The 24,647-nt window shown below is 73.5% G+C and carries 19 protein-coding genes; all 19 read left to right on the forward strand.

The genetic code is table 11. From position 1 onward, the window contains the following. Window positions 1-84: 84 nt before the first annotated feature. The 19 genes from ACN28G_RS07490 to ACN28G_RS07580 all read left to right on the forward strand — a co-directional run bounded on the left by ACN28G_RS07490 (window position 85) and on the right by ACN28G_RS07580 (window position 24,643). Entirely contained in the window at window positions 85-900 is an 816-nt protein-coding gene (locus ACN28G_RS07490; RefSeq protein WP_421478760.1) for a sugar nucleotide-binding protein, read from the forward strand. Window positions 901-996: 96 nt separating this feature from the next. Next, window positions 997-1,173 (forward strand): hypothetical protein, encoded by a 177-nt coding sequence (locus ACN28G_RS07495; protein WP_421478761.1) that lies wholly within the window; start codon window positions 997-999, stop codon window positions 1,171-1,173. A gap of 76 nt (window positions 1,174-1,249) precedes the next feature. Then, entirely contained in the window at window positions 1,250-2,797 is a 1,548-nt protein-coding gene (locus tag ACN28G_RS07500) for a replication-associated recombination protein A (RefSeq protein ID WP_091436564.1), read from the forward strand. A gap of 2,939 nt (window positions 2,798-5,736) precedes the next feature. Next, the gene (locus ACN28G_RS07505) at window positions 5,737-6,372 is read left to right on the forward strand and encodes a hypothetical protein (protein WP_091446287.1); all 636 of its coding nucleotides are present in this window, start codon (window positions 5,737-5,739) and stop codon (window positions 6,370-6,372) included. A gap of 159 nt (window positions 6,373-6,531) precedes the next feature. Next, entirely contained in the window at window positions 6,532-7,026 is a 495-nt protein-coding gene (locus ACN28G_RS07510; RefSeq protein ID WP_421478762.1) for a DUF948 domain-containing protein, read from the forward strand. Then, on the forward strand, window positions 7,023-7,328 hold the full coding sequence (locus ACN28G_RS07515; protein ID WP_091436570.1) for a DUF6167 family protein: 306 nt from the start codon (window positions 7,023-7,025) through the stop codon (window positions 7,326-7,328). Before ACN28G_RS07510 ends, ACN28G_RS07515 begins: the two co-directional genes overlap by 4 nt. Then, the gene (alaS, locus tag ACN28G_RS07520; protein ID WP_421478763.1) at window positions 7,325-10,003 is read left to right on the forward strand and encodes an alanine--tRNA ligase; all 2,679 of its coding nucleotides are present in this window, start codon (window positions 7,325-7,327) and stop codon (window positions 10,001-10,003) included. Before ACN28G_RS07515 ends, alaS begins: the two co-directional genes overlap by 4 nt. Before the next feature lie 86 nt (window positions 10,004-10,089). Further along, window positions 10,090-10,536 (forward strand): Holliday junction resolvase RuvX, encoded by a 447-nt coding sequence (gene ruvX, locus ACN28G_RS07525; RefSeq protein WP_229688302.1) that lies wholly within the window; start codon window positions 10,090-10,092, stop codon window positions 10,534-10,536. Next, complete coding sequence (mltG, locus tag ACN28G_RS07530) at window positions 10,536-11,756, forward strand: endolytic transglycosylase MltG (protein ID WP_091436574.1); 1,221 nt, start codon at window positions 10,536-10,538, stop codon at window positions 11,754-11,756. The genes ruvX and mltG overlap by 1 nt, the downstream gene beginning before the upstream one ends. A 143-nt stretch (window positions 11,757-11,899) precedes the next feature. Continuing rightward, window positions 11,900-12,259: a hypothetical protein gene (locus ACN28G_RS07535; protein WP_229688301.1), complete on the forward strand. Its 360-nt coding sequence runs from the start codon at window positions 11,900-11,902 to the stop codon at window positions 12,257-12,259. Between the two features lie 92 nt (window positions 12,260-12,351). Next, a complete protein-coding gene (locus tag ACN28G_RS07540) occupies window positions 12,352-13,224 on the forward strand; it encodes a shikimate dehydrogenase family protein (protein WP_091446291.1) in 873 nt (290 codons plus the stop codon). A 126-nt stretch (window positions 13,225-13,350) separates the two neighbouring features. Then, window positions 13,351-15,066, forward strand: coding sequence for a glycoside hydrolase (locus ACN28G_RS07545; RefSeq protein WP_421478764.1), 1,716 nt, complete (start codon window positions 13,351-13,353; stop codon window positions 15,064-15,066). Window positions 15,067-15,271: 205 nt separating this feature from the next. Beyond that, window positions 15,272-17,200, forward strand: coding sequence for a hypothetical protein (locus tag ACN28G_RS07550; RefSeq protein ID WP_373868344.1), 1,929 nt, complete (start codon window positions 15,272-15,274; stop codon window positions 17,198-17,200). Window positions 17,201-17,296: 96 nt separating this feature from the next. Beyond that, the gene (locus tag ACN28G_RS07555; RefSeq protein WP_091446295.1) at window positions 17,297-17,848 is read left to right on the forward strand and encodes an acyltransferase; all 552 of its coding nucleotides are present in this window, start codon (window positions 17,297-17,299) and stop codon (window positions 17,846-17,848) included. Further along, entirely contained in the window at window positions 17,841-19,520 is a 1,680-nt protein-coding gene (locus ACN28G_RS07560; RefSeq protein WP_421478765.1) for a lipopolysaccharide biosynthesis protein, read from the forward strand. Before ACN28G_RS07555 ends, ACN28G_RS07560 begins: the two co-directional genes overlap by 8 nt. After that, window positions 19,513-20,862 (forward strand): O-antigen ligase family protein, encoded by a 1,350-nt coding sequence (locus ACN28G_RS07565; RefSeq protein ID WP_421478766.1) that lies wholly within the window; start codon window positions 19,513-19,515, stop codon window positions 20,860-20,862. The genes ACN28G_RS07560 and ACN28G_RS07565 overlap by 8 nt, the downstream gene beginning before the upstream one ends. Next, window positions 20,859-22,421 (forward strand): lipopolysaccharide biosynthesis protein, encoded by a 1,563-nt coding sequence (locus ACN28G_RS07570; protein WP_421478767.1) that lies wholly within the window; start codon window positions 20,859-20,861, stop codon window positions 22,419-22,421. The genes ACN28G_RS07565 and ACN28G_RS07570 overlap by 4 nt, the downstream gene beginning before the upstream one ends. A 6-nt stretch (window positions 22,422-22,427) precedes the next feature. After that, window positions 22,428-23,324: a sulfotransferase domain-containing protein gene (locus tag ACN28G_RS07575; protein ID WP_421478768.1), complete on the forward strand. Its 897-nt coding sequence runs from the start codon at window positions 22,428-22,430 to the stop codon at window positions 23,322-23,324. Continuing rightward, window positions 23,309-24,643, forward strand: coding sequence for a hypothetical protein (locus tag ACN28G_RS07580; RefSeq protein WP_421480878.1), 1,335 nt, complete (start codon window positions 23,309-23,311; stop codon window positions 24,641-24,643). Before ACN28G_RS07575 ends, ACN28G_RS07580 begins: the two co-directional genes overlap by 16 nt. Window positions 24,644-24,647 lie beyond the last annotated feature (4 nt).

Below are 24,647 nucleotides of genomic sequence, written 5' to 3' on the forward strand. Positions count from 1 at the left end.
GGCCAGGAGCACGGGACGACGGCGGTCCCCGGTGGGCGGTGGCAGGTCGGCCGGCCACCGGGGCACGGCAGGACAGGAGATGACGTGACGCTGCTGGTGGTGGGCGCCAGCGGGTACCTCGGCGGTGAGGTGTGCCGCCAGGCGGTCGCGGCGGGGCGACGGGTGGTCGGCACGTACCACGCCAACCGGGTCGAGCTGCCCGGGGTCGAGGTGCGCCGGCTGGACGTGACCGACCGGTCCGCCGTGCGCACCCTGGTCGCGGCGGTGCGGCCGACCACCGTGGTGAGCACCCCCTACCGGTACGACGACTGGACGGTCACCGCCGACGGCGCGGCCCACGTGGCCTACGCCGCCGCCGAGATCGGCGCCCGGTTGGTGCATCTGTCCAGCGACGCGTTGCACGCCGGCCGCCCCGAGCCGTACGCCGACGACGACGTGCCGACCCCGGTCTTCGCGTACGGGGCGGCGAAGGCGGCGGCGGAGACCGCCGTGCGGGCGATCGACCCGGGGGCGGCGCTGGTGCGTACCTCGTTGATCGTCGGCGACGAGCGCAGCGCGCAGATCCGGCTCTGTCTGGACGCCCTCGCCGGTCGCGCGGCGCTCTTCACCGACGAGGTCCGCTGCCCGGTCGACGTGACGGACCTGGCCGCCGCCGTGCTGGAGGTGGCCGCCGGTGATCACGCCGGCCTGCTCAACGTGGCCGGCCCGGAGGGGGTCAGCCGCGCCGGGCTGGGGCTGCTGGTGGCCCGCCGGTTCGGGCTCGACCCGGCCGGCCTGCGGACCGCCACCAGCGCCGGGTCGGGCCTGGTCCGCCCGGTCGAGGTGCGACTGGACATCTCCCGGGCCGCCAGCCTGCTGAACACCCGCCTGCGCGGCGTCACCGAGCTGCTCACCCGCTGAGCGCCGGACCGGGACAGTTCCACCGTGGAGATTGGCGAGCCGACCGAAGGGGTACATCCCGGTCGACCTACTGGTAACCCCCACCGGAGGACCACCATGCTCGCCATCGTCGCTGCCGTCGTCTTCGGCTTCGCGCTCCTGCTCGACCTCATCAACTCCGACCTCGGCGCACCGGACCTGTTCAACTGGAACACCCTCGTGCTGATCGGGCTCCTGCTGCTGGCGCTGCACCTGGGCGGGGTCGGCAGCCGGGTCCGGCGCGGTCGACGCTGACCGGTACCGATCATCACCTGGCCGGGGCCGCGCCGCGATTCAGGCGGTGCGGACCCGGCCCGGTACTGTTCCTCTGATGGATTCCGACGCCCTGTTCCCACTCGGTGAGCCGACCGGCGCGCCCAGCGCCCCCGCCGGGGCCGGCGTCGATGTCTTCACCACCGTGGGCACGGACGCCCCGCTGCCGGTCCGGATGCGCCCGGCGAGCATCGAGGAGCTGGTCGGGCAGGAGCATCTGCTCGCCCCGGGCGCTCCGCTGCGACAGCTCGTCGGTGGTGGCGCGCCGCTGTCGGTCATTCTCTGGGGCCCGCCCGGCAGTGGCAAGACCACCATCGCCCACCTGGTCGCCCGGGCCACCGACCGCCGCTTCGTGGCGATGTCCGCCCTGTCGGCGGGGGTCAAGGACGTCCGTGCGGTCATCGACACCGCCCGTCGGCAGCGCCGCTCGGGCGGCCCGCAGACCGTGCTCTTCATCGACGAGGTGCACCGGTTCAGCAAGACCCAGCAGGACTCGCTGCTCGCCGCGGTCGAGGACCGGACGGTCACGCTGCTCGCCGCCACCACCGAGAACCCGTACTTCTCGGTCATCTCCCCGCTGTTGTCCCGGTGTGTACTGCTCACCCTCCAGCCGTTGGACGATGCGGCCGTGCGCGGCCTGCTGCGCCGCGCGGTCACCGACGAGCGCGGCCTGGCCGGCGCGCTCACGCTGGCGAGCGAGGCCGAGGACCATCTGGTACGCCTGGCCGGCGGCGACGTCCGCAAGGCGCTGACCGCGCTGGAGGCCGCGGCCGCCTCCGCGACGGCGCTGGGCGCCGACCGGATCGATTTGGCCACCGCCGAGCAGGCCGTCGACGTGGCGGCGGTGCGCTACGACCGGGCCGGTGACGCCCACTACGACGTGACCAGCGCCTTCATCAAGAGCATGCGCGGCTCCGACGTGGACGCGGCCCTGCACTGGCTGGCCCGGATGCTGGTCGCCGGTGAGGACGCGAGGTTCATCGCCCGTCGGCTGGTGATCTTCGCCAGCGAGGATGTCGGGATGGCCGACCCGAGTGCGCTGAGTGTGGCCACCGCCACCGCCCACGCGGTGGAGTACGTCGGTCTGCCGGAGGTCCAACTGAACCTCGCCCAGGCGGTGATCCACCTGGCCACCGCCCCCAAGTCGAACTCCGCCACCGTCGCCATCGGGGCGGCGATCGGCGACGTCCGGGCCGGTCGGGGTGGACCGGTGCCCCGGGGACTGCGCGACGCCCACTACGCCGGCGCGCGGGGGCTCGGACACGGCACCGGCTACCGCTATCCGCACGACGACCACCGTGGGGTGGTCACCCAGCAGTACGTGCCCGACGATCTTGTCGGTACCGACTACTACCGTCCCGGTGGACACGGCGCGGAGCGGTCGGTCGCCACCCGGCTGCCGTTGCTGCGGCGGATCGTCCGCGGGCTGCCGCAGCCGGCACCCGGTGCCGGGGGCGTGGCCCCGGGAGAGGGTCGCGATCCGTCGGGGTCAGGTGGTCGGTCGGCGACGCGTGACCGGTCGGGGGCCATTGACCGGTCGGGGGCAGTGGCCGCCGACGCGGCCGAGGAGGGCGGCGCAGATGCCGTCGGGGAGGGTCAGCAGTGAGATCCCGTGGTTCGGAGCAACCGGAGGACGGCCCGGACGAGCGGCGTGATCCACGCCCCAAGGGACGCCGCTGGGGGCGGGGCAAGGCCGAAGCCGAGCCGCCGCCGCCGGAACAGGGCGAGGAGTTCGGCTGGATCGACGACCTGCGGTCGGCCAAGGAACAGCGCGGGGAGATCGGCCCCGACCTGCCCCATCCGCAGTCGCCGCCCGGCGCGGGTCCCCCGCCGCTGACCGGACCTCCCGGTCGTCCCCCGGCCGGTCCACCCCCGCCCGGTCCACCCCCGCCCCATTCCGCAACGCCCGGTGCCCGCCCCGGTGGCGGGCCGCCACCCGGCGTCCGGCCCGAGGCCGGTCCACCCTCCGGCCGGTTCACCGCCGCGAGTCCACCACCCGACCAGGGGCCACCGGGGACGCCCGCCGGCCGGGTGCCGCCTCCGGGACCGTTTCCCTCTCCGGTGCCGCCGGGTTCGGTGCCGCAGGGTCCGGTGCCGCAGGGTCCGGTGCCGCATGGTTCGGTGCCAGTGGGCCCGCCGCCTGGTCCTGGGTCAGTGGGCCCGCCGCATGGTCCGGGGTCAGCGGGGCCGCAGCCTGGGCCGGCGCAGAACGTGCGACCGCCGGGTCAGCTTCCGCCCGCGCCGCCGGTCCAGGCCGGTCCGGGGCCGGCTCCGCGCCCGCCGATGGGCGACCCGCCGGGTCAGCACCAGCCGCCCGGGTTCCCCCCGGACCGGATGGCTCCGCCGCCGGGTGCGGCGCCCATCGCTGCCCCGCCTCCCGGCTCCCACCCCACGGGTGGGCCCGCGCCGGGCCCCCGCACCGCGAGTGCTCCGCCGCCGGCTGCCCGTCCTGGCCACGTCCCGCCTCCCGGTGGCCGTCCTGCGGACATGCTGCCTCCCGGTGGCCGTCCTGCGGACCCGCCGGCTTCCGTGACGCGGGCCGCCGCGTCGGTTCCGGTCGGGGTGCGACCGGTGACGCCTCAGGTGCCTGGTGCGCCGGGTGGGCCGATGGGGCCGGCCGGACCGGTGCCGCCCGGCCCCGGTGCCGGCAGCGGACCGCCACCGGCTGGGCCACCGGGCCCCGCTCGCCGGGACCACCCGGATCCGGCCGGGCCCCGCCGTTCGGTGGACGTACCCTGGCCCGGTTCGCCAGTGCCACCGCGAGCGCCGCACGAGGACGGCCGGTCGACCGAGCAGTCCCGTCCGCACCGTCACCCCGCAGCTTCCGAGGCGGGCGACCGTGCCCCGGGTCGGGTGACGCCACCGGCCGGCGAACGCGGTGAAGCCCGCCATACCGGTGCACCCGTCGACCACGGCGGCCCCGGGGAGCCCGGCCGCCACGGCGGTCCTGGTGAGTCCGGCCGCCACGGCGGTCCCGATCCGCGCGGCGACCACGACCGCGCCACGGCATCCGGTTCCCGGGGCCGGTCCGGCGACGCCCCCCGTCCCGGTGAGGTGCCCCGGTCCGGTGGCCGTCGCCGGGCAGCCGAGCCCGACGAGCCGGCGGTGCCGAGGTCGGGAAACGCACCAGCCATTCCCGACGAGCCGACCGCACCGGCCGGTGGACAGACCGGTGCGGGGGTGCCCCGGGACGGGCGCAGCGGCGGGTTCCCCATGGTGTCCGGGCCGGAGGACTCCGGGGCGCTGCCGCGCGGCAGCGCCGCCGTGCCCCAGTCGACCGGCGCGTTCCCGACCGCCGCCGGCAATGAACGCGGACGGGGCGGTGGTGGCCGCCGTCGGGCGGCTGAGGAGGACGATGGCCGCCGTCGGGCGGCTGATGATGACGGCCGTCGTCGGGCGGCGGAGGATGACGGGGACTCCGTGGCGGGTGCCCCGGCCGAGCCGCCGAGCCGATGGCCGGTGAACCCGCAGGGCAGTCGTCCCGCCGACGCCACGAGGCCCCGCCGCGCCCCGGTGGACGGGCCGGCGAGCGGTCCACGGGGCGGTGCGGTGACCGTGCCGCGGCCTTCCGGTCAGGAGCAGACCGGGGGGCGTTCGGCGGTGCCACCGGGCTCCGGCCGGGCTCCGGTCGGTCGGGCCCGCCCCGGTGGCGACATGCCGCCTCAGGTCGGCGCGCCTCCGTCTGGACCGCTTCCGTCCGGACCGCCTCCGTCTGGACCGCTTCCGTCTGGACCGCCTCAGTCCGGACCGCTTCCGTCTGGACGACCTACGTCCGGACCGCCTCCGGTCGGTGCGCCGACCCGTCCCACCACCGGTCCGGAACCCGGGCCGACCAGCGGTGGCCCGAGCGGACCGGCAACGGGGGAGCACCGGTCGGGCGGGCCACCGCAGACCGGGGCGCATCCACACCTTCGTCCGGTGACCGGCCGGCAGTCGACCCTGCCCGGTCCCGCCGCCGGTGGCCCCGGCCCCCGGCCCGAGACCGGGCCGGTCGGGCGGGGCCGGGCAGCACCCGAGGAACATCGGGTGGGCGCACCGGGGGCGCCGGAGCATCGGCCGGGCCGGGCAGCACCCGAGGCGCCGCGGCCGGGCGTACCGGGGCCGCACGGACCGGGGGCGCACGTATCGGGCTCGCACGTACCGGGGCCGCCGGGCGTACCGGGGCCGGGGGTACCGGGGCCGGAGGCCGGCCTCCGGCCCGACGCCGATCGGCGTACCGTCGGGGCGGCCGCGGTGGTGCCGCCTCCGGCGGTGGCGCGCGCGGCGGCACCGGTCCGGCCGACCGGCGACGAGCGCCCCGCGGGGCGGGCGACCCCGCCGCAGCGGGAGCCGGACGTCGACCAGGCCGTCGCCGCCTCCCCGGTCCGTCCGCCGGCAGCGGGGGTGGCCCGGGTGGCCGCCGCCGCACCGGTGACCGGGCCGGGTGGTCCCCGACCGGCGACCCCCGGCGGCGTCCCGGACGAGCCGGACGCCGAGCAGGCCCGCGACGAGGCCGCGGACCGGACCGCGACGGCCGGGGACGGAGCCGGGGGCGCCCGCTCCGAGCTGCGCCGCCGGCTGCGGGAGCGCCGCCGGCTGCGGTTGGGCCTGCTGGCCCTGGTGAGCGTGCTGGTGCTCGGTGCGTTGCCGCTCTACTTCGGCATCCGTACCCTCAGCCGCGATCCGGTCTTCGACACCCTCGACGCCCTCGGCGTGCCGGGCTGGGCGGCGGTACGGGTCGAGGACGACGTCAGCGGCAGCCGCTGGTGTCTGCTCGACTGCCGGCTGCGCGAGCGCACCGTGGAGTCCGAGCGCCCACCGGCGGAGACCGCCCAGGCCTACGAGCAGGCGTTGGCCGCTGACGGGTGGCGGCCCTGGAAGGTGGACCGCTGCCCGGAGCAGCCGGCGAACGGCTCGTACACCTGCTGGCGGCGCGACGAGCTGACCCTCGACCTGTGGGTACGCGAACCGACGTGCGTGCCGCCGCCGGTCGACGGCGAACCCGCGATCGTGCCCTCACCGGCCCCGCAGGAGCGGTCGGCGGAGTGCAGCGGATCGTCGGTGTCGCTGAAGGTGCGCAACGCCATCGACGACGACCGGACCCGTCCGCAGCCGAGCACCGACCCCTCGTTGACCGGTGAGGATCCGTACCCGACGTTGACCGAGGACCCCCTGGGCGAGCCGACCCCCTCACCGTCGTGAGCCGACTTCCATCACTGACGGTAGGGTCTGGGGCTGGTGGGGCCGCTGGTCCCACCAGCCGATGACGCAGGGCGGATCACGCCCGACGCGGCACCCGGTGACGGTCGCCCGCCCGGCGAGGACGTCGAGGCTCGTTAGCTCTGTTTGAGGAGGACATGCGTGGACGGTGGACAGATCGCTGCCCTGATCGCGGCTGGCGCGTTCCTGATGCTGGTGGTCGTGCTGGCGGTGCCGATCCTGCGGCTGCGGCACACCGTGGACGCCACGACCAGGATGATCAGTGACCTCAACGAGCAGACCACGCCGTTGCTGGGTGACGTCAACGTGACGGTACGCAACGTCAACACCGCGCTGGAGCAGGTGCAGACCTCGCTGGACGGGGTGAACCTCCAGCTCGCCAAGGTCGACACGATGACCAGCCACGCGCAGAACGTCACGGCCAACGTGGCGAACCTGGCCACCGTGGTCTCCGCCGCCGCGGCGAACCCGCTGGTCAAGGTCGCCGCCTTCGGCTTCGGGGTACGCAAGGCGGCGTCCGCCCGGCGGCATGCCGAGACCGAGCGTGAGGTGCGCGACACGATCAAGCAGCAACGCCGGGCCGCCAAGCGCAGCAACCGCTCCGCCGGCGGGCCGGGTCTGGGGGACCGGTCATGAGGCGGCTGTTCTGGCTGGGCATCGGCGTGGCCGTGGGCGTGCTGGTGGTCCGCAAGGCGACCCGTACCGCGCAGGCGTACACGCCGGCCGGTATCGCCGACGGGCTGTCGCAATCCGCTGGCAGTCTGGTGGAGTCGCTGCGTAGCTTCGTGGAGGACGTCCGGATCGGGATGGCCGAGCGGGAGCAGGAGATCCACGAGGCGTTCGCCCGCGGTGAGGCGTTCGACGACAACTTCGCCGAGCTGCGGGAGGACCCGCGGATCGGGGACCGAGAGATTTTTCCGGAGGAGCACCAGCGATGAAGACGGCGGAGATCAAGCGGCGGTATCTCGCGCACTTCGAGGCGAACGGCCACGCCGTGGTGCCGTCCGCTCCGCTGCCCGCCATCGACGACCCGAACCTGCTCTTCGTCCCGGCCGGCATGGTGCCCTTCGTGCCCTACTTCCTCGGGCAGCAGACTCCGCCGTACCGGCGGGCGGTCAGCGTGCAGAAGTGCATCCGGACCCCGGACATCGACGAGGTCGGCAAGACCAGCCGGCACGGCACGTTCTTCCAGATGAACGGCAACTTCTCCTTCGGCGACTACTTCAAGGAAGGCGCCATCCCGCTGGCCTGGGAGCTGATGACCACGTCGTCGGCGCAGGGTGGGCTGGGGCTGGACGCCGACCGGCTCTGGGTGACCGTCTACCTCGACGACGACGAGGCGTACGACATCTGGCACCGCACGGTGGGGGTGCCGGCCGAGCGCATCGTCCGCCGGGGCAAGGGCCCGAACTTCTGGGACATGGGCATTCCCGGCCCGTGCGGCCCGTGCTCGGAGATCTTCATCGACCGGGGCCCGGAGTACGGCCTCGACGGCGGTCCGGAGGTCGACGAGGACCGCTTCATGGAGCTGTGGAACCTCGTCTTCATGCAGTACGAGCGGGGTCCCGGCGCGGGCAAGGACTACCCGCTGGTGGGTGAGCTGCCGGCCAAGAACATCGACACCGGCATGGGCCTGGAGCGGATGGCCTCGGTCCTGCAGGGCGTCGACAACCTCTACGAGATCGACGAGATCCGGCCGATCCTGGCCCGCGCCGCCGAGCTGACCGGCAAGCGCTACGGCGCGCACTCCGGGCACGTGGCCAGCGAGTCGCACCCGGACGACGTCCGGCTGCGGGTGATCGCCGACCACCTGCGTACCGCGCTGATGTTGATCGGTGACGGGGTGACCCCGAGCAACGAGGGGCGCGGCTACGTGCTGCGCCGGATCATGCGGCGGGCGATCCGGGCGGTGCGGCTGCTGGGTTACCAGGATCCGGCCCTGCCGGAGCTGCTGCCGGTGGCCCGCGACTGCATGGCCCCGTCGTACCCGGAGCTGGCCGCCGAGTTCGGCCGGATCGCCGACTACGCGTACGGGGAGGAGGAGGCCTTCCTGTCCACGCTGCGCGCCGGCACCACGATCCTGGACACGGCGATCGCCGAGACCCGGTCGGCGGGCCGCCCGGCGCTGTCCGGGGAGAAGGCCTTCCAACTGCACGACACCTACGGCTTCCCGATCGACCTGACCCTGGAGATCGCCGCCGAGCAGGGGCTGCAGGTGGACGCCGACGGCTTCCGCCGGCTGATGGCCGACCAGCGCAACCGGGCGAAGGCCGACGCCCAGGCGCGCAAGACCGGGCACACCGACGTGTCGGCGTACCGGGGGGTGCTGGACGCCGGCGGGCCGGTGGAGTTCACCGGTTACACCGAGCTGACCCGGGAGTCCCGGGTCCGGGCGGTGCTGGCCGGCGGCGGCGAGGTCGGCGCGGCAGCCGAGGGGGACACCGTCGAGCTGGTGCTCGACACCACCCCGTTCTACGCCGAGGGCGGTGGCCAGCAGCCCGACCAGGGTCTGATCACCGTCGGCGGTGGCCAGGTCGAGGTCTTCGACGTGCAGCAGCCGGTACCGGGGCTGATCGTGCACCGGGCCCGGGTCGTCCGGGGCGAGGTCCGCGCCGGCGAGACCGGGTACGCCGAGATCGACGTGACCCGGCGGCGGGCGATCTCCCGGTCGCACACCGCGACCCATCTGGTGCATCAGACGATGCGTAACTTCCTCGGCGCCTCGGCCACCCAGGCGGGTTCGTTGAACGCCCCCGGCCGGCTGCGGTTCGACTTCAACACCCCGACCGGGGTGGCGCCGAGCGTGCTGCACGACGTGGAGCAGCAGGTCAACGAGGTGCTCCTGGCCGACCTGGAGGTGCACGCCTTCATCACCACCCAGGAGGAGGCCCGGCGGATCGGCGCGATGGCGCTGTTCGGCGAGAAGTACGGCGAGCGGGTCCGGGTCGTCGAGGTCGGCGACTACGCCCGGGAGCTGTGCGGCGGCACCCACGTGGCCCGCTCGGCCCAGCTCGGCCTGGTCAAGATCCTCTCCGAGGCGTCGGTGGGTTCGGGGGTCCGGCGGATCGAGGCCCTGGTGGGCATGGACGCCTTCGGCTTCCTGGCCCGCGAGCACCTGCTGGTGTCCCGGCTGGCCGAGCTGTTCCGGGTCCCCGGCGACCAGGTCGCCGACCGGGTGGAGCAGACCGTCACCCAGCTGCGCGACGCCGAGAAGGAGCTGGACAAGCTCCGGGCGCAGCTGGTGCTGGGCGGGGCGGCGGCGCTGGCCGCCCAGGCCAGGGACGTGCGCGGGGTGGCGTACGTGGGCACCGAGGCGCCCGAGGGGGCGGCCGGCAACGACGTGCGGACGCTGGCCCAGGAGATCCGGGGCAAGATCGACCCGGCCCGGCCGGCGGTGGTCGCGGTGGCGGCCCGGTCCAACGGCAAGGCGTCGCTGGTGGTGTCGGTGAACCCGGCGGCCCGGTCCCGGGGCCTGGCCGCCAACGACCTGGTCAAGGCGGCCTTCTCCGGCCGGGGCGGCGGCAGCGCCGACCTGGCCCAGGGCGGCGGCCTGCCGGCGGCCGAGGCCCCGACGCTGCTGCTCACCGTCGAGAAGGCGATCGCCGACACGTGATGTGGTCAACCGTCGTCGACCCGGGTCACAGGGGAGCAGTCCCCGCCGCGGCCCGGGTCGACGCGTTACTGGGGGAGGGCCGGAGCGTGTTCGGGGTACGACTGGGCGTGGATGTCGGTCAGGTTCGTGTCGGGGTGGCCCGTTCCGACCCGCACGGGGTGCTCGCCACCCCGGTGGCCACCCTGGCCCGGGACCTCGGTGCCGCCCCGGAGGCGGTACCGGCCGACATGGCCGAATTGAAACGCCTGGTCAGCGAGGTGGAGGCGGTGGAGGTGGTGGTCGGCCTGCCGGTCAACCTCGCCGGAAAGCACGGGCCGGCGGCGGTGCACGTGACGGCGTACGCTGAGCGACTGGCCGAGGTGCTGGCACCTGTTCCGGTATCGCTCACCGACGAGAGGATGTCGACCGTGGTTGCTTCTCGTAGGCTGTCCGAGCGGGGCGTCCGTGGGAAGCGCCAACGTGCGGTGGTCGACCAGGCCGCCGCGGTCGAGATTCTGCAGAGCTGGCTGGACGCGCAGCGGAGGCGGACGTAATGATCGACGATCTGGACCTCGGGTTCGACGAGCAGGAGCGGGGGGAGAAGGGCCGGCACCGGCGTGGCTTCGTCGAGAGACGCAAGGCCACCGGCAAGGGCAAGGCGAAGTCCGGCGGCACGGGCAAGACCGTGATCGCCCTCTTCCTGGCCCTGGCGCTGCTCGGCGGCATCGGCGGCGGGGCCTACTACGGCTTCGATCGGGTGTCGAACTACTTCACCACGCCCGACTACGACGGTGCCGGCTCCGGTGAGACGACCGTCGAGATCAAGCAGGGTGCGTTGATCGCCGACATGGCGAACGCGTTGCACGAGGCGGGGGTGGTGAAGAGCCCCAAGGCGTTCGTCAACGCGGCAGCGGATAACTCCCGCAGCACCAACATCCAGCCCGGTACCTACAAGGTCCGCAAGGAGATGAGCGGCGAGAGCGCGGTCGCCGCCCTGCTCGACCTCAAGAACAAGATCGTCAAGGGGCTCACCATCCCCGAGGGCCGGACCGCCAAGAGCATCTTCAAGCTTCTTTCCGAGGAGACGAAGATCCCGGTCAAGGAGTTCGAGGCGGCGGCGAAGGACCCGGAGGCACTCGGTGTGCCGGACTGGTGGTTCAAGCGCAACGACGACAAGAAGGTCAGCAAGTCGGTCGAGGGCTTCCTCTTTCCCGACACCTACGAGCTTCCGCCAAACATCACCGCCGAGGGTGTGCTCTCGTTGATGGTGGACCGCTTCCTCACCGTTACCGGTGACATGGACTTCGCTGACAAGGTGGAGAAGGAGCGCGGCGGGATCAGCCCGTACGAGGCGTTGATCGTGGCGTCGATGGCGCAGGCCGAGGCGGGTAACGCCGAGGACCTCGGCAAGATCGCCCGGGTTGCCTACAACCGGGCCTACAGTGGCAACTTCCCCTGTAGCTGCCTGGAGTTCGACGTGTCGGTGAACTACTACTGGGAGTTGACCGGTAAGCCGACGAAGGCTTCGAAGGACATGCGTACCGAGGAGATTCGGGACCCGAAGAATCCGTACAGCACGCACTCGCATCCGGGTCTGACCCCCACTCCGATCAACAATCCGGGGAAGCTGGCGCTGGAGGGAGCGATGGATCCCCCGGATGGGCCCTGGCTCTTCTTCGTGGCGATCGACAGGGAGGGGCACTCCGCCTTCGCCGAAACCAACGCCGAGCACGAGCGCAACATCGAGAAGGCCAAGAAGAACGGGATCCTCTGAGCCGGGCCGCCTCGCAGGCAAGCAGCTCGACCCTGGCCGGTCGTGGCGGTCTCCGACCCCGCCTCACGCACGGTAGTGGGACGTTGACGTGTGATTCGCCCGGCGGTAGCGTCCCCAGTGGACGCTATACGGGGAGGCACGGGGTGAGATCTCTTCTGGGACGGCTGGCGGTCGGAGTGGTGGCGGGGATCGGGGTCTCCCTGGTCCTGGTGCCAGTTCCTGCCCAGGCGGCGGCGACCGAGCACTTCAGCACCACCGGAGCGGTGGGGCGGGCGGTGTACATCAAGAACGGTGACTGGAATCTCTATGCGCGTGATCCGCTGACCGACGGGCACTGCGCCCGCTGGCAGGTGCGTGCTCCTGGATCGAGCACCTGGAACTGGCAGGGACCGTCGGTCTGCACCGCCACCGAGCAGCACGCCACCTTCGGTCGAGCGCAGTACTCCTACCGCATCTGTCGTACCGGGGTGGGAAACTGCTCGGCACCGAAGACCCTGTACTGACCCAGCCGGAATCCGAGATAGTCTGGTCACCGCTGAAAGCGTGGCGGTCACACGGACGGAAGGCTGACGGGGACGTGGTGAGACGGGCGGCGGTGGTCGGCAAGCCGATCGCGCACTCGCTCTCCCCGGTGATCCACACCGCCGGGTACGTGGCGGCCGGGTTGACCGGCTGGTCGTACACCCGGATCGAGTGCGCCGAGTCCGAGGTCGCCGGCCTGGTCGGCGGCCTCGGCCCGGAGTGGGCCGGCCTGTCGGTGACCATGCCCGGCAAGGAGGCGGCGCTCGCGGTGGCCGACGAGGTCTCCCCGCTGGCCGCCGCCGTCGGTGCCGCCAACACCCTGGTACGCCGCCCCGACGGTTCCTGGTACGCCGACAACACCGACGTCACCGGCATGGTCGAGGTGCTGACCGCCGCCGGCGTACGCGCCGGTGCCACGGTGACCGTGCTCGGTGCCGGCGGTACCGCGCGGGCGGCGCTGGCGGCGGCGGCCCGGCTCGGTGCCGCCGGGGTGACCGTGGTGGCCCGCCGGGCGGCGGCCGTCGACGCGTTGCGCCCGGTCGCCGCCGCCCTCGACCTGCCACTGACCGGCGCGGGCTGGGACCCGGCCGGTTGGGACCGGACCGGCGGGGACCCGGCCGGTTGGGACCGGACCGGCGGGGACCCGGCCGATCGGGGCCCTACGGCCGGACCCGCCGACTGTGACGTGCTCGTCTCCACCGTGCCGAAGGGAGTCGCCGACCCGCTGGTCAGCCGGTGGCGGTGGCGGTCGTCCACCGTGGTCTTCGACGCCCTCTACGATCCCTGGCCGACTCCGTTGGCCGCCGCCGCCCAGGCCGCCGGTTGCCGTGTCGTCTCCGGGCTGGACCTGCTGCTGGCCCAGGCCGTCGGTCAGTTCGAACAGTTCACCGGGGTTCCCGCGCCGGTGCCGGCGATGCGCGCCGCCCTGCTGGCCGCCCGTCGTTGACCGGCCACGGCCCCCCGTTTCTTAGCTTTGGGTTAAGACGCGCTTACCCGTAGCTGTACGTGTGACGTCCCGCGACCCTCCTGGTTAGGCTGCACCCGGTACCACAGTCGACACAGGGAGTGTCCCTTGAACAGGCACGGGATTCACCGCCTCACCCGGCACGCCGGTCCCCGACGCAAGGCAGCCGTTCTCGGGGTGCTCGGCGTCGCGGTGGTGGGCGCTCTGGTGGCCACCATGATGCCGCTGCTGGCTGCCGACGATCCCGCCCTGGTGGCGGTGGCCGACACCACCGCCACGACGGTGCCGCAGGACGGTGACAACGGGGTCAAGACGTCCCTGGCCACCTGCCCGGCGCCCTGCGACGGCAACCCGCGCGGGGCCCGGGACGCGGTGGTCGAGTTCGCGGTGCGCGGGGTGCCCGCCACCGCCGTGGGCCTGCGGGCCACCCTGCGGGTGTACGCCTGGCGGGACGCCGCCGCCACGGTGACCGCGTACGCCTCCCCGGTGGACGCCCGGCAGGCCCGGCCCGCGCCGGTGGAGCCGGTCACCGCGTTGGACTCGGTGTCCCGGGTGGCCGAGGGCTTCAACGAGTGGGACGTCTCGGCGCTGGTGCGGGGCAACGGCAACTGGACGGTGTCCCTGGCCCAGTCCGGTCTGGACACCCGGCTCTACTGGGCGTCCCGGGAGAACCGCGACCCGGAGCTGCGACCCCGGTTGCTCGTCGACTACGACGTCGCGCCGACCGCGTCCCCGACGGTGCCGGCCACCTCGACCCCGGCGACCACCGCGCCGGCCAGCCCGACGCCGCGCGTCGAGCCGAGCACCCCCCGCCCGTCGGCGACCACCCCCGCGGCGACGCCCAGCACCACCGCCCCGGCCAACGGTTCGGGCCGGTGCGGGACGGTGTCGGCGAAGCTGGTGCCCTCCTGCGGCGCCTGGTGGGGGATGTACTCGCCGGCCTCGGCCGGCAACGGGTGGGACCACGGCCAGGCGGTGGCCGATGTGGAGGCCCAGGTCGGGCGGAAGTTCGACGTGGTGCACCGCTACCACGACTTCTCCAACGCCGGCAGCAACGGGGCCTTCCCCGACCCGTACGAGCAGCAGCAGCTGCGCGAGGGCAGGCTGCTCTTCTTCGCCTGGGAGTCCCGGAACTTCTCCACCGGTACGACGTTCACCTGGGCGGACGTCTACAGTGGCCGGCACGACGAGACGATCGACGCGGTGGCCGGTCGGATCAAGGCGGTCGGGGCGCCGGTGTTCATGGGCTTCGACCACGAGCCGGAGGACGAGCCGGCCAAGGGCAGCGACGCCGACTTCGTCCGCGCCTGGCGGTACGTGCACGACCGGTTCGCCAGGGCCGGGGCGTCCAACGCCGTCTGGGTGTGGGTGATGATGGGCTGGTCCGGCTACCACGACCGGTACGTCGGCCTCTACCCCGGTGACCGGTACGTCGACTGGGTGGGCTACGACCCGTACAACTTCCAGGTCTGCAACGGCAGCACGGTGTGGAAGAGTCCGCACGAGACGGTCGGTGGCTTCTACCGGTGGCTGGACGACAACGGGGTGGGCGCGGGCAAGCCCCGGATGCTTGCCGAGTTCGGCACCAACCTGCACCCGGACGACCCGGGGGCCAAGCGCCGGTGGTTCGAGGAGTTCCCGGCGGCCCTGAAGGCCCACCCCAAGATCAAGGCGGCGATCTACTTCAACTCGCCGGGGATGACCCGCAAGTCCAGCACCTGTGACATGACCATGAACCACAACGCCTCGGCGGTGGCCGGCTTCGCCCAGGCCGGGCGGGACTCCTATCTGCGTCAGCCGACCGCGCGGAGCACCCGCGACTGACCTCGGCCCGACAGTGACGTGGCCGGTATGGACCGTCCACGTCGCTGTCGGTTACCGGATTCAGTGACCGCCCAATCGGCGGATTTCCCTTGTGGCGCTGGACAAGGCACGCTACGCACGTTCTGTTGGCCCTCCCAGGAGGCACAGCGTGCCCGTTCCCTCCCTTCTCCGGCGTACCGCCGGAACCACCCGTGCCCGCGCGACGCTGCTCGCGGTGGTGGTCGGCCTCACGGTGCTGACCGCACCCGCCGCGGCGTCCGCCGCCGTGGTCCCGGCGCCCGCGCCGGCCACCCTCGTCTCGGCCAACCCCGCCGACCACACGCCACACGCCCGTGACGGTGAGACCCGCGCGTTCGCCCAGGTGGGCGACATGGTCTACGTCGGCGGCAGCTTCACCCAGATCCGCCTCACCGCCACCGCCACCTGGACCACCCAGCGCTACCTGTTCGCCTACCACCGCGGCACCGGGGCGATCTCCACCACGTTCCTGCCGGTGCTCGACGGGGCGGTCAACACCCTGATCGCCGGCCCCGGCGGCACCGTCATCGTCGGTGGCGCCTTCAAGACCGTCAACGGGATCGCCCGCCGCAACCTGGTCGCGCTCGACCCGACCACCGGCGCGATCATCGACAGCTGGGTCGGTCGCTCCGACGGCGGCAACGTCCGTGACCTGGTGCTGCACGGCAACGACCTGTACGTCGCCGGCGCGTTCAACTGGCTCAACGGCACCGCGCACACCGGGTTGGCCCGGCTGAACGCGACCACCGGTGCGATCGACCCGACGTTCAACGTCAACGCCACCGTGGGCCGGCACGAGACCAATTCGTACGTCTGGGCGATCGACGTCTCCCCGGACGGCAACACCCTGGTCGTCGGCGGTAACTTCACCCTCCTCAACGACCTGCCCCGCAACCAGATCGCGCTGGTGGACCTGACCGGGACGCCCTCGGTGATCGACTGGAGTTCGGAGAAGTTCGTCGCGGGGTGCGGCAGCCCCTCGACCTTCGTGCACTACGTGCAGGACGTGAGGTTCGGCGCGGACGGCAGCTGGTTCGTCGTCGGCACCAACGGCGGGTCGGGTTGGCCGTCGGCGTACTGCGACGCACTGGTCCGGTTCGAGACCGCCGCGCGGGGGACCGGGCAGGTGGCCACCTGGGTCAACTTCACCGGCAACGACACCATCACCTCGGTCGAGGTCGCCGACGGGGTGATCTACCTCGGTGGGCACTTCCGATGGCTGAACAACCCCAACGCCAGTGACGTCGCCGGCAACGGCGCGATCGACCGGCTCGGCATCGGGGCGGTCAACCCGGCCACCGGCATGCCGCTGAACTGGAACCCGCGCCGTACCGCCTCGTCGCTGCCGACCGGGGCCAGCAGTTGGGGCTCCTCGGTACCGGTGATCTGGCGCGGCACCGACGGGATCTACTTCGGGCACAACTCCGACGGGATGGGCAACGAGTACCACGGCCGGCTCGGCATGTTCCCGCTCGCCGGTGGACGTACCGTCACCCCGAAGAACCCGCAGCCGGCCGGCAGCGGCAACCTGCACCTGCGGACGGCCAACGGTGAGCTGGCCAAGGTCCCGTTCGACGGCACCACCCTCGGCACGGCGACCGTGGTCAGCCAGCCGAACTGGACCAACGCCGGCGCCACCTGGCAGGTCGACGACCGGATCTACTGGGCGCGTACGGTGACCGGCGCCCCGAGTGGCAGCCGGATCGACATCTCGCTCTACAACGGTACGGCGATCGGCGCGTCGTGGGAGGCGTCGGGCTACAACGACTGGTTCAACGCGGCGAACCTGACCGGCGCGTTCTACCTGGACGGTCAGCTCTACTACACCCGGACCGGGGCCAACGCGCTGTACCACCGGTACTTCGAGATCGACGGCAACTACCTCGGCGCCACCGAGTTCAGCACCCCGACCACCGGGATGACCTGGTCGGCGGTGCGCGGGATGGCCTGGGTGGACGGGCGGATCGTCTATGGACACACCGACGGTACGCTGCGTGCCGTGCCGTTCGATCCGACGGCCGCGCCGGTGGTGACCGGTACCGCGGCCACCGTGCTCGCGGCGCCGAGCCCGGGGTTGACCTGGTCGCAGTCGGCCATGTTCTTCTCCGTACAGTAAGGATCGACCGATCGTGATGGTTTCTCGGTAGATTGGTCGACCGGGGGCCGGCGACGCAGTCGCGTCGCCGGCCCCCGAGACGGTGGGGAGGGTGTGTTGGCTGGCGTCGCTCAGACCCGGCGGGGGCCGTTGCTACGCGCGGTGTTCGCGCTCCGGCGGGTGTGGTATCGGCTGCGCTACCGTCGGCTGACCCTCGGCCGGGACGTCGAGATCCGCGGCCGGCTCCGGCTGCGCCGCGGGGTGCGGGTGACCCTCGGCGACCGGACCAGGGTGAACAAGCTGGTCCGCTTCGCCGGGCCGGGTGAGGTGCGGGTGGGCGCGGACTGCCTGCTCAACGCCACCTGGATCGGTGCCTGGACCTCGGTGACCGTCGGTGACCGGTGCCTGCTCTCGGACTGCGAGCTGCTGGACAACGACTTCCACAACCTTCCCCCCGAGCTGCGGCACGCCCCGCCGACCGCGGCCACCCGCGCCCCGATCGTGGTCGGCGACAACGTCTGGATCGGCACCCACGCGCTGGTTCTCAAGGGCGTGCGGATCGGCGACGACAGTGTCGTCGGCGCCGGCACGGTCGTCCGGTCCGACGTGCCACCCCGGGTCGTCGTCGTCGGCAATCCCCAACAGACGGTGAAGAAGTTCCATGACTGAGCACGCCTCCGCCGGATGGTCCCCGGCCGACCGGCCGACCGGCCCACCCGCCCGTACCGTCACCATCACCGACGTGCTGCGGGTGCCGCTGCACCGGATCCGGTTGGTGGCCGCGATCGCCGGCTCCGGCCTGCTCGCCGCCCTCACCTTCGTCATGCTGGCCCCGGCGGCGGTGACCGCCAGCGCGGTGGTGGCGGTACGTCCGGTGGTGACCGACGCGTTCACCCCGACCGGCGGCAGCCCCGACCGGTCGGTGAACATGAACGTGGAGAGCGGCATCGCCACCGGCACCGACGTGGTCAGCCGGATCGCCGAGGCGGTCGGTCGTCCCTCGGTGGAGGTCCGCAACGCGCTGGAGGTCGAGGTACCCACCGGCGGGCAGATCCTGCGCTTCGTCTACCAGGGCCGCACCGTCGACGAGTCGGTGGAGACCGTCAACGTCGCCGCCCGCTCCTACCTGGACGTGCGCCGGGAGATGTACGAGAGTCAGCGCAACGAGATGCTGCGCTCCTACGACGCGAGCATCGCCAAGGTCACCGAGCAGCAGACCACGCTGCAGAAGCGGATCGACCGCAACCGGGGCACCGCCGCCGCCGACGCGGCGGTCAGCGAACTCGCCGCGGTCAACAACCAGCTCACCCAGCTCAACTCGGCGCGCAGCGAGATCGCCGCCGTCGACGTGAACCCGGGCTGGTTGACCCAGACCGCCGAGCCGGAGCTGGCCAACCGGGACGGCAGCCGGATGCTCTACCTGCTCGCCGGCCTGCTCGGCGGGACGTTGATCGGCGTGGTCGCCGCGTACGGCTGGGAGTCGATCGACAGGCGGATCCGCACGGTGGCCGACGGGCGGGAGGTCACCGGACTGCCACTGCTGGGCACCGTCCGGCGGCGGCGGGTGCCCGGCCGGGCACAGTTGGTCGACGCCGACGTCCGCTACGTCGCGATGGCGATCGCCGCGCAGGTCAGCTCGCCGGCCCGGGTGGCGGTGCTGACCACCCGGGAGGACTCGACCGCGACCACGGCCGGGCTCGCGGTGGCGCTCGCCGCCGACGGCCGTCCGGTCTTCGTCGCCGACGACAGCGGACGGGCCGGCCGGCTGCGCGAGGCGGTGCTGGCCGGCAGCAACCGGCTGCCCTTCGACCGGGTCGCGGTGGCGCAGCAGCCACACCTGCCCAACGGCACGGCACCGCCGGTGCGGGGGACCGGGGTGGTGTCGGTGCCCACCGCGGCGGGCGGGACGGCGGGTGCCGGGACGGCGCCCAACCGGCGGCCCTCGCCGTACCCGGCCGCCGCCCGTACCTCCGGCGACCCGGACGCCACCGCGATCGTGCCCCGGGTCACCTCCGGTCGGGCCGCCGCCCCCGGGCGGATCGTCGACGGCCGCCGGGGTGGCGCCGAGCCGACCGGCGACGGCTCGGAGATCACGGTGGGCCCGGGTAGCGTCCGGATCGGCACCGCCCGGCAGGCAGTGGGCCAACCGCTGGTGCTCTACAACGCGCCACCGGCCGAGTCCGACGAGCGGGGGGTGGCGCTGGCCCGGCAGGGCACCGCGGTGATCGTGGTCGTGCAGGACCGCACCCGACAGACCGACCTCCGGCGGTTGGTGGAGCGGCTGCGGGCGGCCGGGGTCAGCCCGATCGGCTTCGTGCTGACCCGCGGCAGCCATGGCTGACCCGCGCGCCGACGGCCCACCACCGTCGGCCGCCGTCGGACCGTCGGGGCCCGTCCTGCCGTCGGCCGCCGCGGTGCCGCTGCTGCCGGTCTGGCCGCTGGCGGTGATGTTCGGGCTGGTGCCGCTCTGGTGGCTGACCGGAGCGTTCTACCTGGGCTGGCCGTTGCTCGGCGCGTTGCTGCTCACCATCCTGGTCACCCGGGGCCGGGTGCCGTTGCCCCCGGGAACGGGCGGGTGGCTGCTCTTTCTCGCCCTGGTCGTGGTCAGTGCCACCCAGTTGCAGAACGCCGCCTCGCTGCTGACCTTCGCCCTGCGGCTGGCGTTCTACCTGACCGCGCTCATCGTCGGCTGCTACGTCTACGCCGCGGCCCGGGAGCGCCCCCGCCAGGTGACGGTGCTGATGCCGCTCTGCGCCTTCTGGTTCGGCCTGGTCACCCTGGGCTGGCTGGGGGTGCTGGTGCCCCGCTTCGCGATGACCACGCCGATGGAGGTGCTGTTGCCCGCCGGCCTGGCCAACACCCCGTTCATCCAGGACATGGTCCACCTCACCACCGCCGAGTTCAGCCCACGCTCGCTCAACCCGATCTACCGACCCGCCGCGCCGTACGCGTACACCAACAACTACGGCAGCGCGTACGCGATGAGCCTGCCCTGCGTGGTGGCGCTCAGCATGCTGCTGCGCCGGGGGCTGCTGCGCTGGGTGCTGCTGGGCTCGTTGCCGCTGTCGTTGGCACCGGCCTTCCTCACCCTGAACCGGGCGATGTTCCTCAGTCTCGGCGTCGGGCTGGCCGTGCTCGGGATCCGGGCCGCCCTGCGGGGCAACATCCGGGTCGCGGCCTCGATCGTCGGGGTCGCCGTGCTCGGCGCGGTGGCCACCCTCTTCATCCCGGTCGTCGACCTGATCAGCAACCGGGTGGAGTCCAGCGACACCAACACCGACCGGCTCTCGCTCTACACCGAGGTGCTCGACCGGGTCCGCGACTCGCCGTGGCTGGGCTACGGCGCGCCGGTGAACGTGGACACCGTCTCGGCCGACGCGCCGATCGGCACCCAGGGTCAACTGTGGATGGTGCTGTTCAGCCACGGGGTGCCCGCGCTGCTCTGCTTCCTCGCCTGGTTCGTGCTGGCGTACCTGGTCTGTTCCCGGGCGGTCTCACCGCCGGGTCAGTGGCTGGCCGTGGTGCCGGTGGTCTGCCTGGTCCAGGTGCCGTTCTACGGGATGGCCAACCAGAACCTGGCGCTGGCGTTCTTCGTGATCTGCTTCTCGATGGCGCTTACCGAGCGGGAACGCACCGTCGCCGGTGACCGGGTCCGTCGTACCCCGGTGGCGGTGCCCGCGTGACCGCCGTCGCGCCCCGCGCCGACCAGCCGGCCGACGACGCCACCGAGACCCGACGCAGCGCCCGCAGCGGCGCCGCCGGTCTGGTCGGGGCGGCCACCAGCGGACTTTTCGGCTTCGTCCTGGCGGTGGTGATCACCCGGGGCTACGGTACGGCCGGCTCGGGTGCCTTCTTCGCGGCGATCGGGGTGGTCACCGTCGCCACCGCGGTCTGCACCCTCGGCGCGGAGACCGGGCTGATGTGGGCGCTACCCCGGCGGCGGACCGGCCCGGACGGTGACGCCGCCCGGCTGCTGCCGGTGGCGCTGGTCCCGCCGCTGCTGATCGCGCTCCTGGTCGCCGTCGGTGGGGTGGTGGCCGCCGGCGGACTCGCCGGGCTGCTCCTCGACGGCTCGGGTGACGCCGGCCGGCCACTGCTGGTCGCCGCGTTCGTGGCGGTGCCGGTGGTGGTCGCGATGACCCTGCTGCTCGCGGCGTTGCGCTGTGTACGGCCGATCCGCGCGTACGTCGCCGTGCAGTTCTTCCTGCTGCCGGTGGCCCGGCCGCTGCTGGTCGGCGCGGTGGCCCTGGTCGGCGGCGGCCTGGTGCTGGGCCTGACCGGCTGGCTCGTCCCGGCCGGCATCGCCCTGCTGGCCTGCCTGGCGCTGGTCGCCGGGCCGGTCGGCCTGGGCCGGGCGGTGCCGCTGCGGCCCCGGCGCACGGACTGGTCGACGTTCTGGGGCTTCGCGCTGCCCCGGGCCGCCTCGGCGGCGATCGACGCCGGCAGCATGTGGGTCGGGGTGCTGCTCACCTCGGCGCTTGCCGACCAGACCCAGGCCGGTGTCTTCGGCGCGGTCGGCCGCTACGTGCTCGCCGGTCAGCTGGCCATGCAGGGACTGCGGGTGGCCGTGTCGCCCCAACTGTCGCGGCTGCTCGGCCGGGGGGAACGGGCGGCGGCGGCCACCGTGCACCGGCAGCTGACCACCTGGGCGCTCGTGCTGTCCTGGCCGGTCTACCTGCTGCTCGCCGTCTTCGGGCTGGCCTTCCTCCAGCTCTTCGGGCCGGAGTTCGCCGCCGGGGCCACCGCGATGACCGTGCTCGCCCTGGCGATGCTTGTCAACACCGGGGTCGGCAACGTGCAGAGCCTGCTGCTGATGGGCGGGCACAGCGGCCTGCACCTGGCCGCCGCGGTGGCCGGACTGGCCGGCACCGTCACCCTCGGCGTCGCCCTGATTCCCGGGTACGGCGCGACCGGCGCCGCCCTCGCCTGGGGGGCCGGGATCGCCACCGAGAACCTGATCGCCTTCAGCTGTGCCCGCCGGACGGTGGGGCAGCCGTTGACCGACCGGGTGATGGGCCGGGCCGCCCTGCTCACCGTCGCCGGCGTCGGGGCGGCCTCGGCGCTCGGGGTGCTGGTCGCCGGCCGGGGGATCCCCGGGCTGGTGGTGGCGCTGGCCGTGCTGGTGACCGGCGCGGTCGCCCTGGTGGCGGTGCCCCGGGTGCGGCGTGGCATCCGGGCGATCCTGACGCAGATCCGGGGCGGGCCGAACCCCGTCCCGACCCAACCCACGAAGGGCAGGTGAGCACCGGTGTCCTCGCTCCGAGACCGGATGAAACAGCTGGTACCGACCCAGGTCACCGACCGGGTCAAGGAGAGTCTGGTCGACTACGGGGTACGGACCAGCGACCGGCGGCCGTTGCCGGACTTCCTCATCATCGGCACCAAACGCGGTGGGACCACCTCCCTGTGGAACTACCTGATCCAGCATCCGCTGGTGCCCCGGCTCTTCCCGGCCTGGAACACCAAGTCCGCGCACTACTTCGAGGAACACTGGCGGCGGGGCGAGGCCTGGTACCGCTCGCACTTCCCGACCACCCGGCAGCGGGCGGCGCTGGAGAACCGGCACGGCGGCCCCGTCCGCGTCGGCGAGGCGGCCCCGCTGTACATGTTCCACCCGCTCGCCGCGCAGCGGGTGGCGGAGCTGATGCCGCAGGTGCGGCTGATCGTGCTGCTGCGCGACCCGGTGGAGCGGGCGTACTCGCACTGGAAGGAGCGGCGCACCCACGACATCGAGCCGTTGGAGTTCGCCGACGCCCTGGCCGCCGAGGCGGAGCGCACCGCGGGGGAGCGGGAGCGGCTGATCGCCGAGCCGGAGTACTTCAGCGAGCCCTACGACTGGTACACCTACCGGGCCCGGGGCCGTTACCTGGAGCACCTGGAGCCGTGGCTGGCGCGGTTCGAGACGTCCCAGTTCCTCTTCCTGCCCAGCGAGGACCTCTACCGCGACGCCCGGTCGACCTACGCGCGCACGCTCGACTTCCTCGGCCTGCCCGCCTTCGACCTGCCCGACTTCAAGGTCTACAACGACCGGCGGTCGGCGCCCCTGGACCCCGCGGTACGCGCCGAGCTGACCGACTACTACCGGCCGCACAACCAGGCGCTGGAACGACGCCTCGGGATGACCTTCGACTGGGGCGCGCGGTGACCTCGACCGGTGACCCGCGCGGACGTACCGACGGGTTGGGGTGGGTCAGCCGGGCGGTCTTCGGTGACGACCGGATCGGGCTGACCGTCGACGGTGCGCCGCCGGCCGGCCACCGGGTGCTGGCCCGGTACACGGTGGTGCCCTCGGTCGAGCGGGCCCGGTTCCTGCTGCCCCGGGGTGCGACCCGGGCCACCGCCGCGGCGCTGTTGGCGTACAACGCGCTGCGTCCGCCGAAGATCCGGGCGGTCCGGGCCGGACTCGGCGCGTTGGCCCGGATCGGGGTGCTGGACGCCGCCCGCTTCCCGACCCTGACCGTGTCGCTGCCGGCCGACGTGGATCCGGCCGGAGCGCTGCTCGCCGCGCACCTGGCCGAGCTGCTCGGCGTCCGTCCGGCGTACGCGGCCTGCGGGATCCGGCCGCCGGACCCCCACCACAAGCCGACGTTGCAGGTCTTCGCGGCCGACGGTCGTCCCCTCGGCTACGCCAAGATCGGGTGGAACGACGCCACCCGGGCCCTGGTGACCGCCGAGTGCGCCGCGCTGCGCGCGCTACCGCAGGCATCCGGTGTGGACGGCCATCCGGTGACGCCCCGGCTGCTGGCCGAACTGACCTGGGCCGGCCAGGTGGTCGCCGTGGTCGAGCCGCTGCCGCTGGCCGTGCGGGGCGTGCCGGTCGACGACCCGCCGAGGATCGGCGCGCTGCTCGCGGTCGCCCGCCGGGGTGGCGCACCCGCCGCCCCGCGGCCGCTGGCCGGCTCGACCTTCCTGGCCCGACTGACCACCGAGGCGGCCCGGGCCGCTGCCGCCGACGACACCATGGCCACGGCCACCGCCGGCAGCGGGGCCGAGCAGAGCGGGACGAGCCGGGCGGGGGGCGGCGAGCGGGCCGGGGCACGGGCGGTCGAGGCGGTCGCGGCGCTGGCCCGCCGGCACGGCGACACCGCTGTCGAGTTCGGACACTGGCACGGTGACTGGGTGCCGTGGAACCTCGGCCGGCATGCCGGGAACCTGGTCGCCTGGGACTGGGAGCACAGCGGGCCGGACGTACCCCTCGGGTTCGACCTCGCGCACGACGCCTTCCAACGGGCCCTGGTGCTCGACGGGCAGCCGGCCGGGGCCGCCGCCGCGGCGGTCGACGCCCACCTCGCCGCGCACGGTGCCGCGCTCGGCCTGTCGGCGGCGGGCCGGCGGCTGGTGGCCGACGCCTACCTGGTGGAGATGTGGCTGCGCACCTGGCGGCTCGCCGCCGGGGGCGCGGGGTGGAACCCGGCGCTGCATCCCGCGCTGTTGGACGTCGTCGAGAAAAGACATTCCGGTTGATCTG

The organism is Micromonospora sp. WMMA1923 (genome assembly GCF_049179195.1).
In the GTDB taxonomy this organism is placed as follows: Bacteria; Actinomycetota; Actinomycetes; order Mycobacteriales; family Micromonosporaceae; genus Micromonospora; species Micromonospora yangpuensis.

What these genes read in the sequence shown, in the direction of transcription:
- ACN28G_RS07500 (WP_091436564.1), top strand. Translation starts at nt 1,250, where the DNA reads ATGGATTCCGACGCCCTGTTCCCACTCGGTGAGCCGACCGGCGCGCCC.
- ACN28G_RS07565 (WP_421478766.1), top strand. Translation starts at nt 19,513, where the DNA reads ATGGCTGACCCGCGCGCCGACGGCCCACCACCGTCGGCCGCCGTCGGA.
- ACN28G_RS07495 (WP_421478761.1), top strand. Translation starts at nt 997, where the DNA reads ATGCTCGCCATCGTCGCTGCCGTCGTCTTCGGCTTCGCGCTCCTGCTC.
- alaS (WP_421478763.1), top strand. Translation starts at nt 7,325, where the DNA reads ATGAAGACGGCGGAGATCAAGCGGCGGTATCTCGCGCACTTCGAGGCG.
- ACN28G_RS07515 (WP_091436570.1), top strand. Translation starts at nt 7,023, where the DNA reads ATGAGGCGGCTGTTCTGGCTGGGCATCGGCGTGGCCGTGGGCGTGCTG.
- mltG (WP_091436574.1), top strand. Translation starts at nt 10,536, where the DNA reads ATGATCGACGATCTGGACCTCGGGTTCGACGAGCAGGAGCGGGGGGAG.
- ACN28G_RS07560 (WP_421478765.1), top strand. Translation starts at nt 17,841, where the DNA reads ATGACTGAGCACGCCTCCGCCGGATGGTCCCCGGCCGACCGGCCGACC.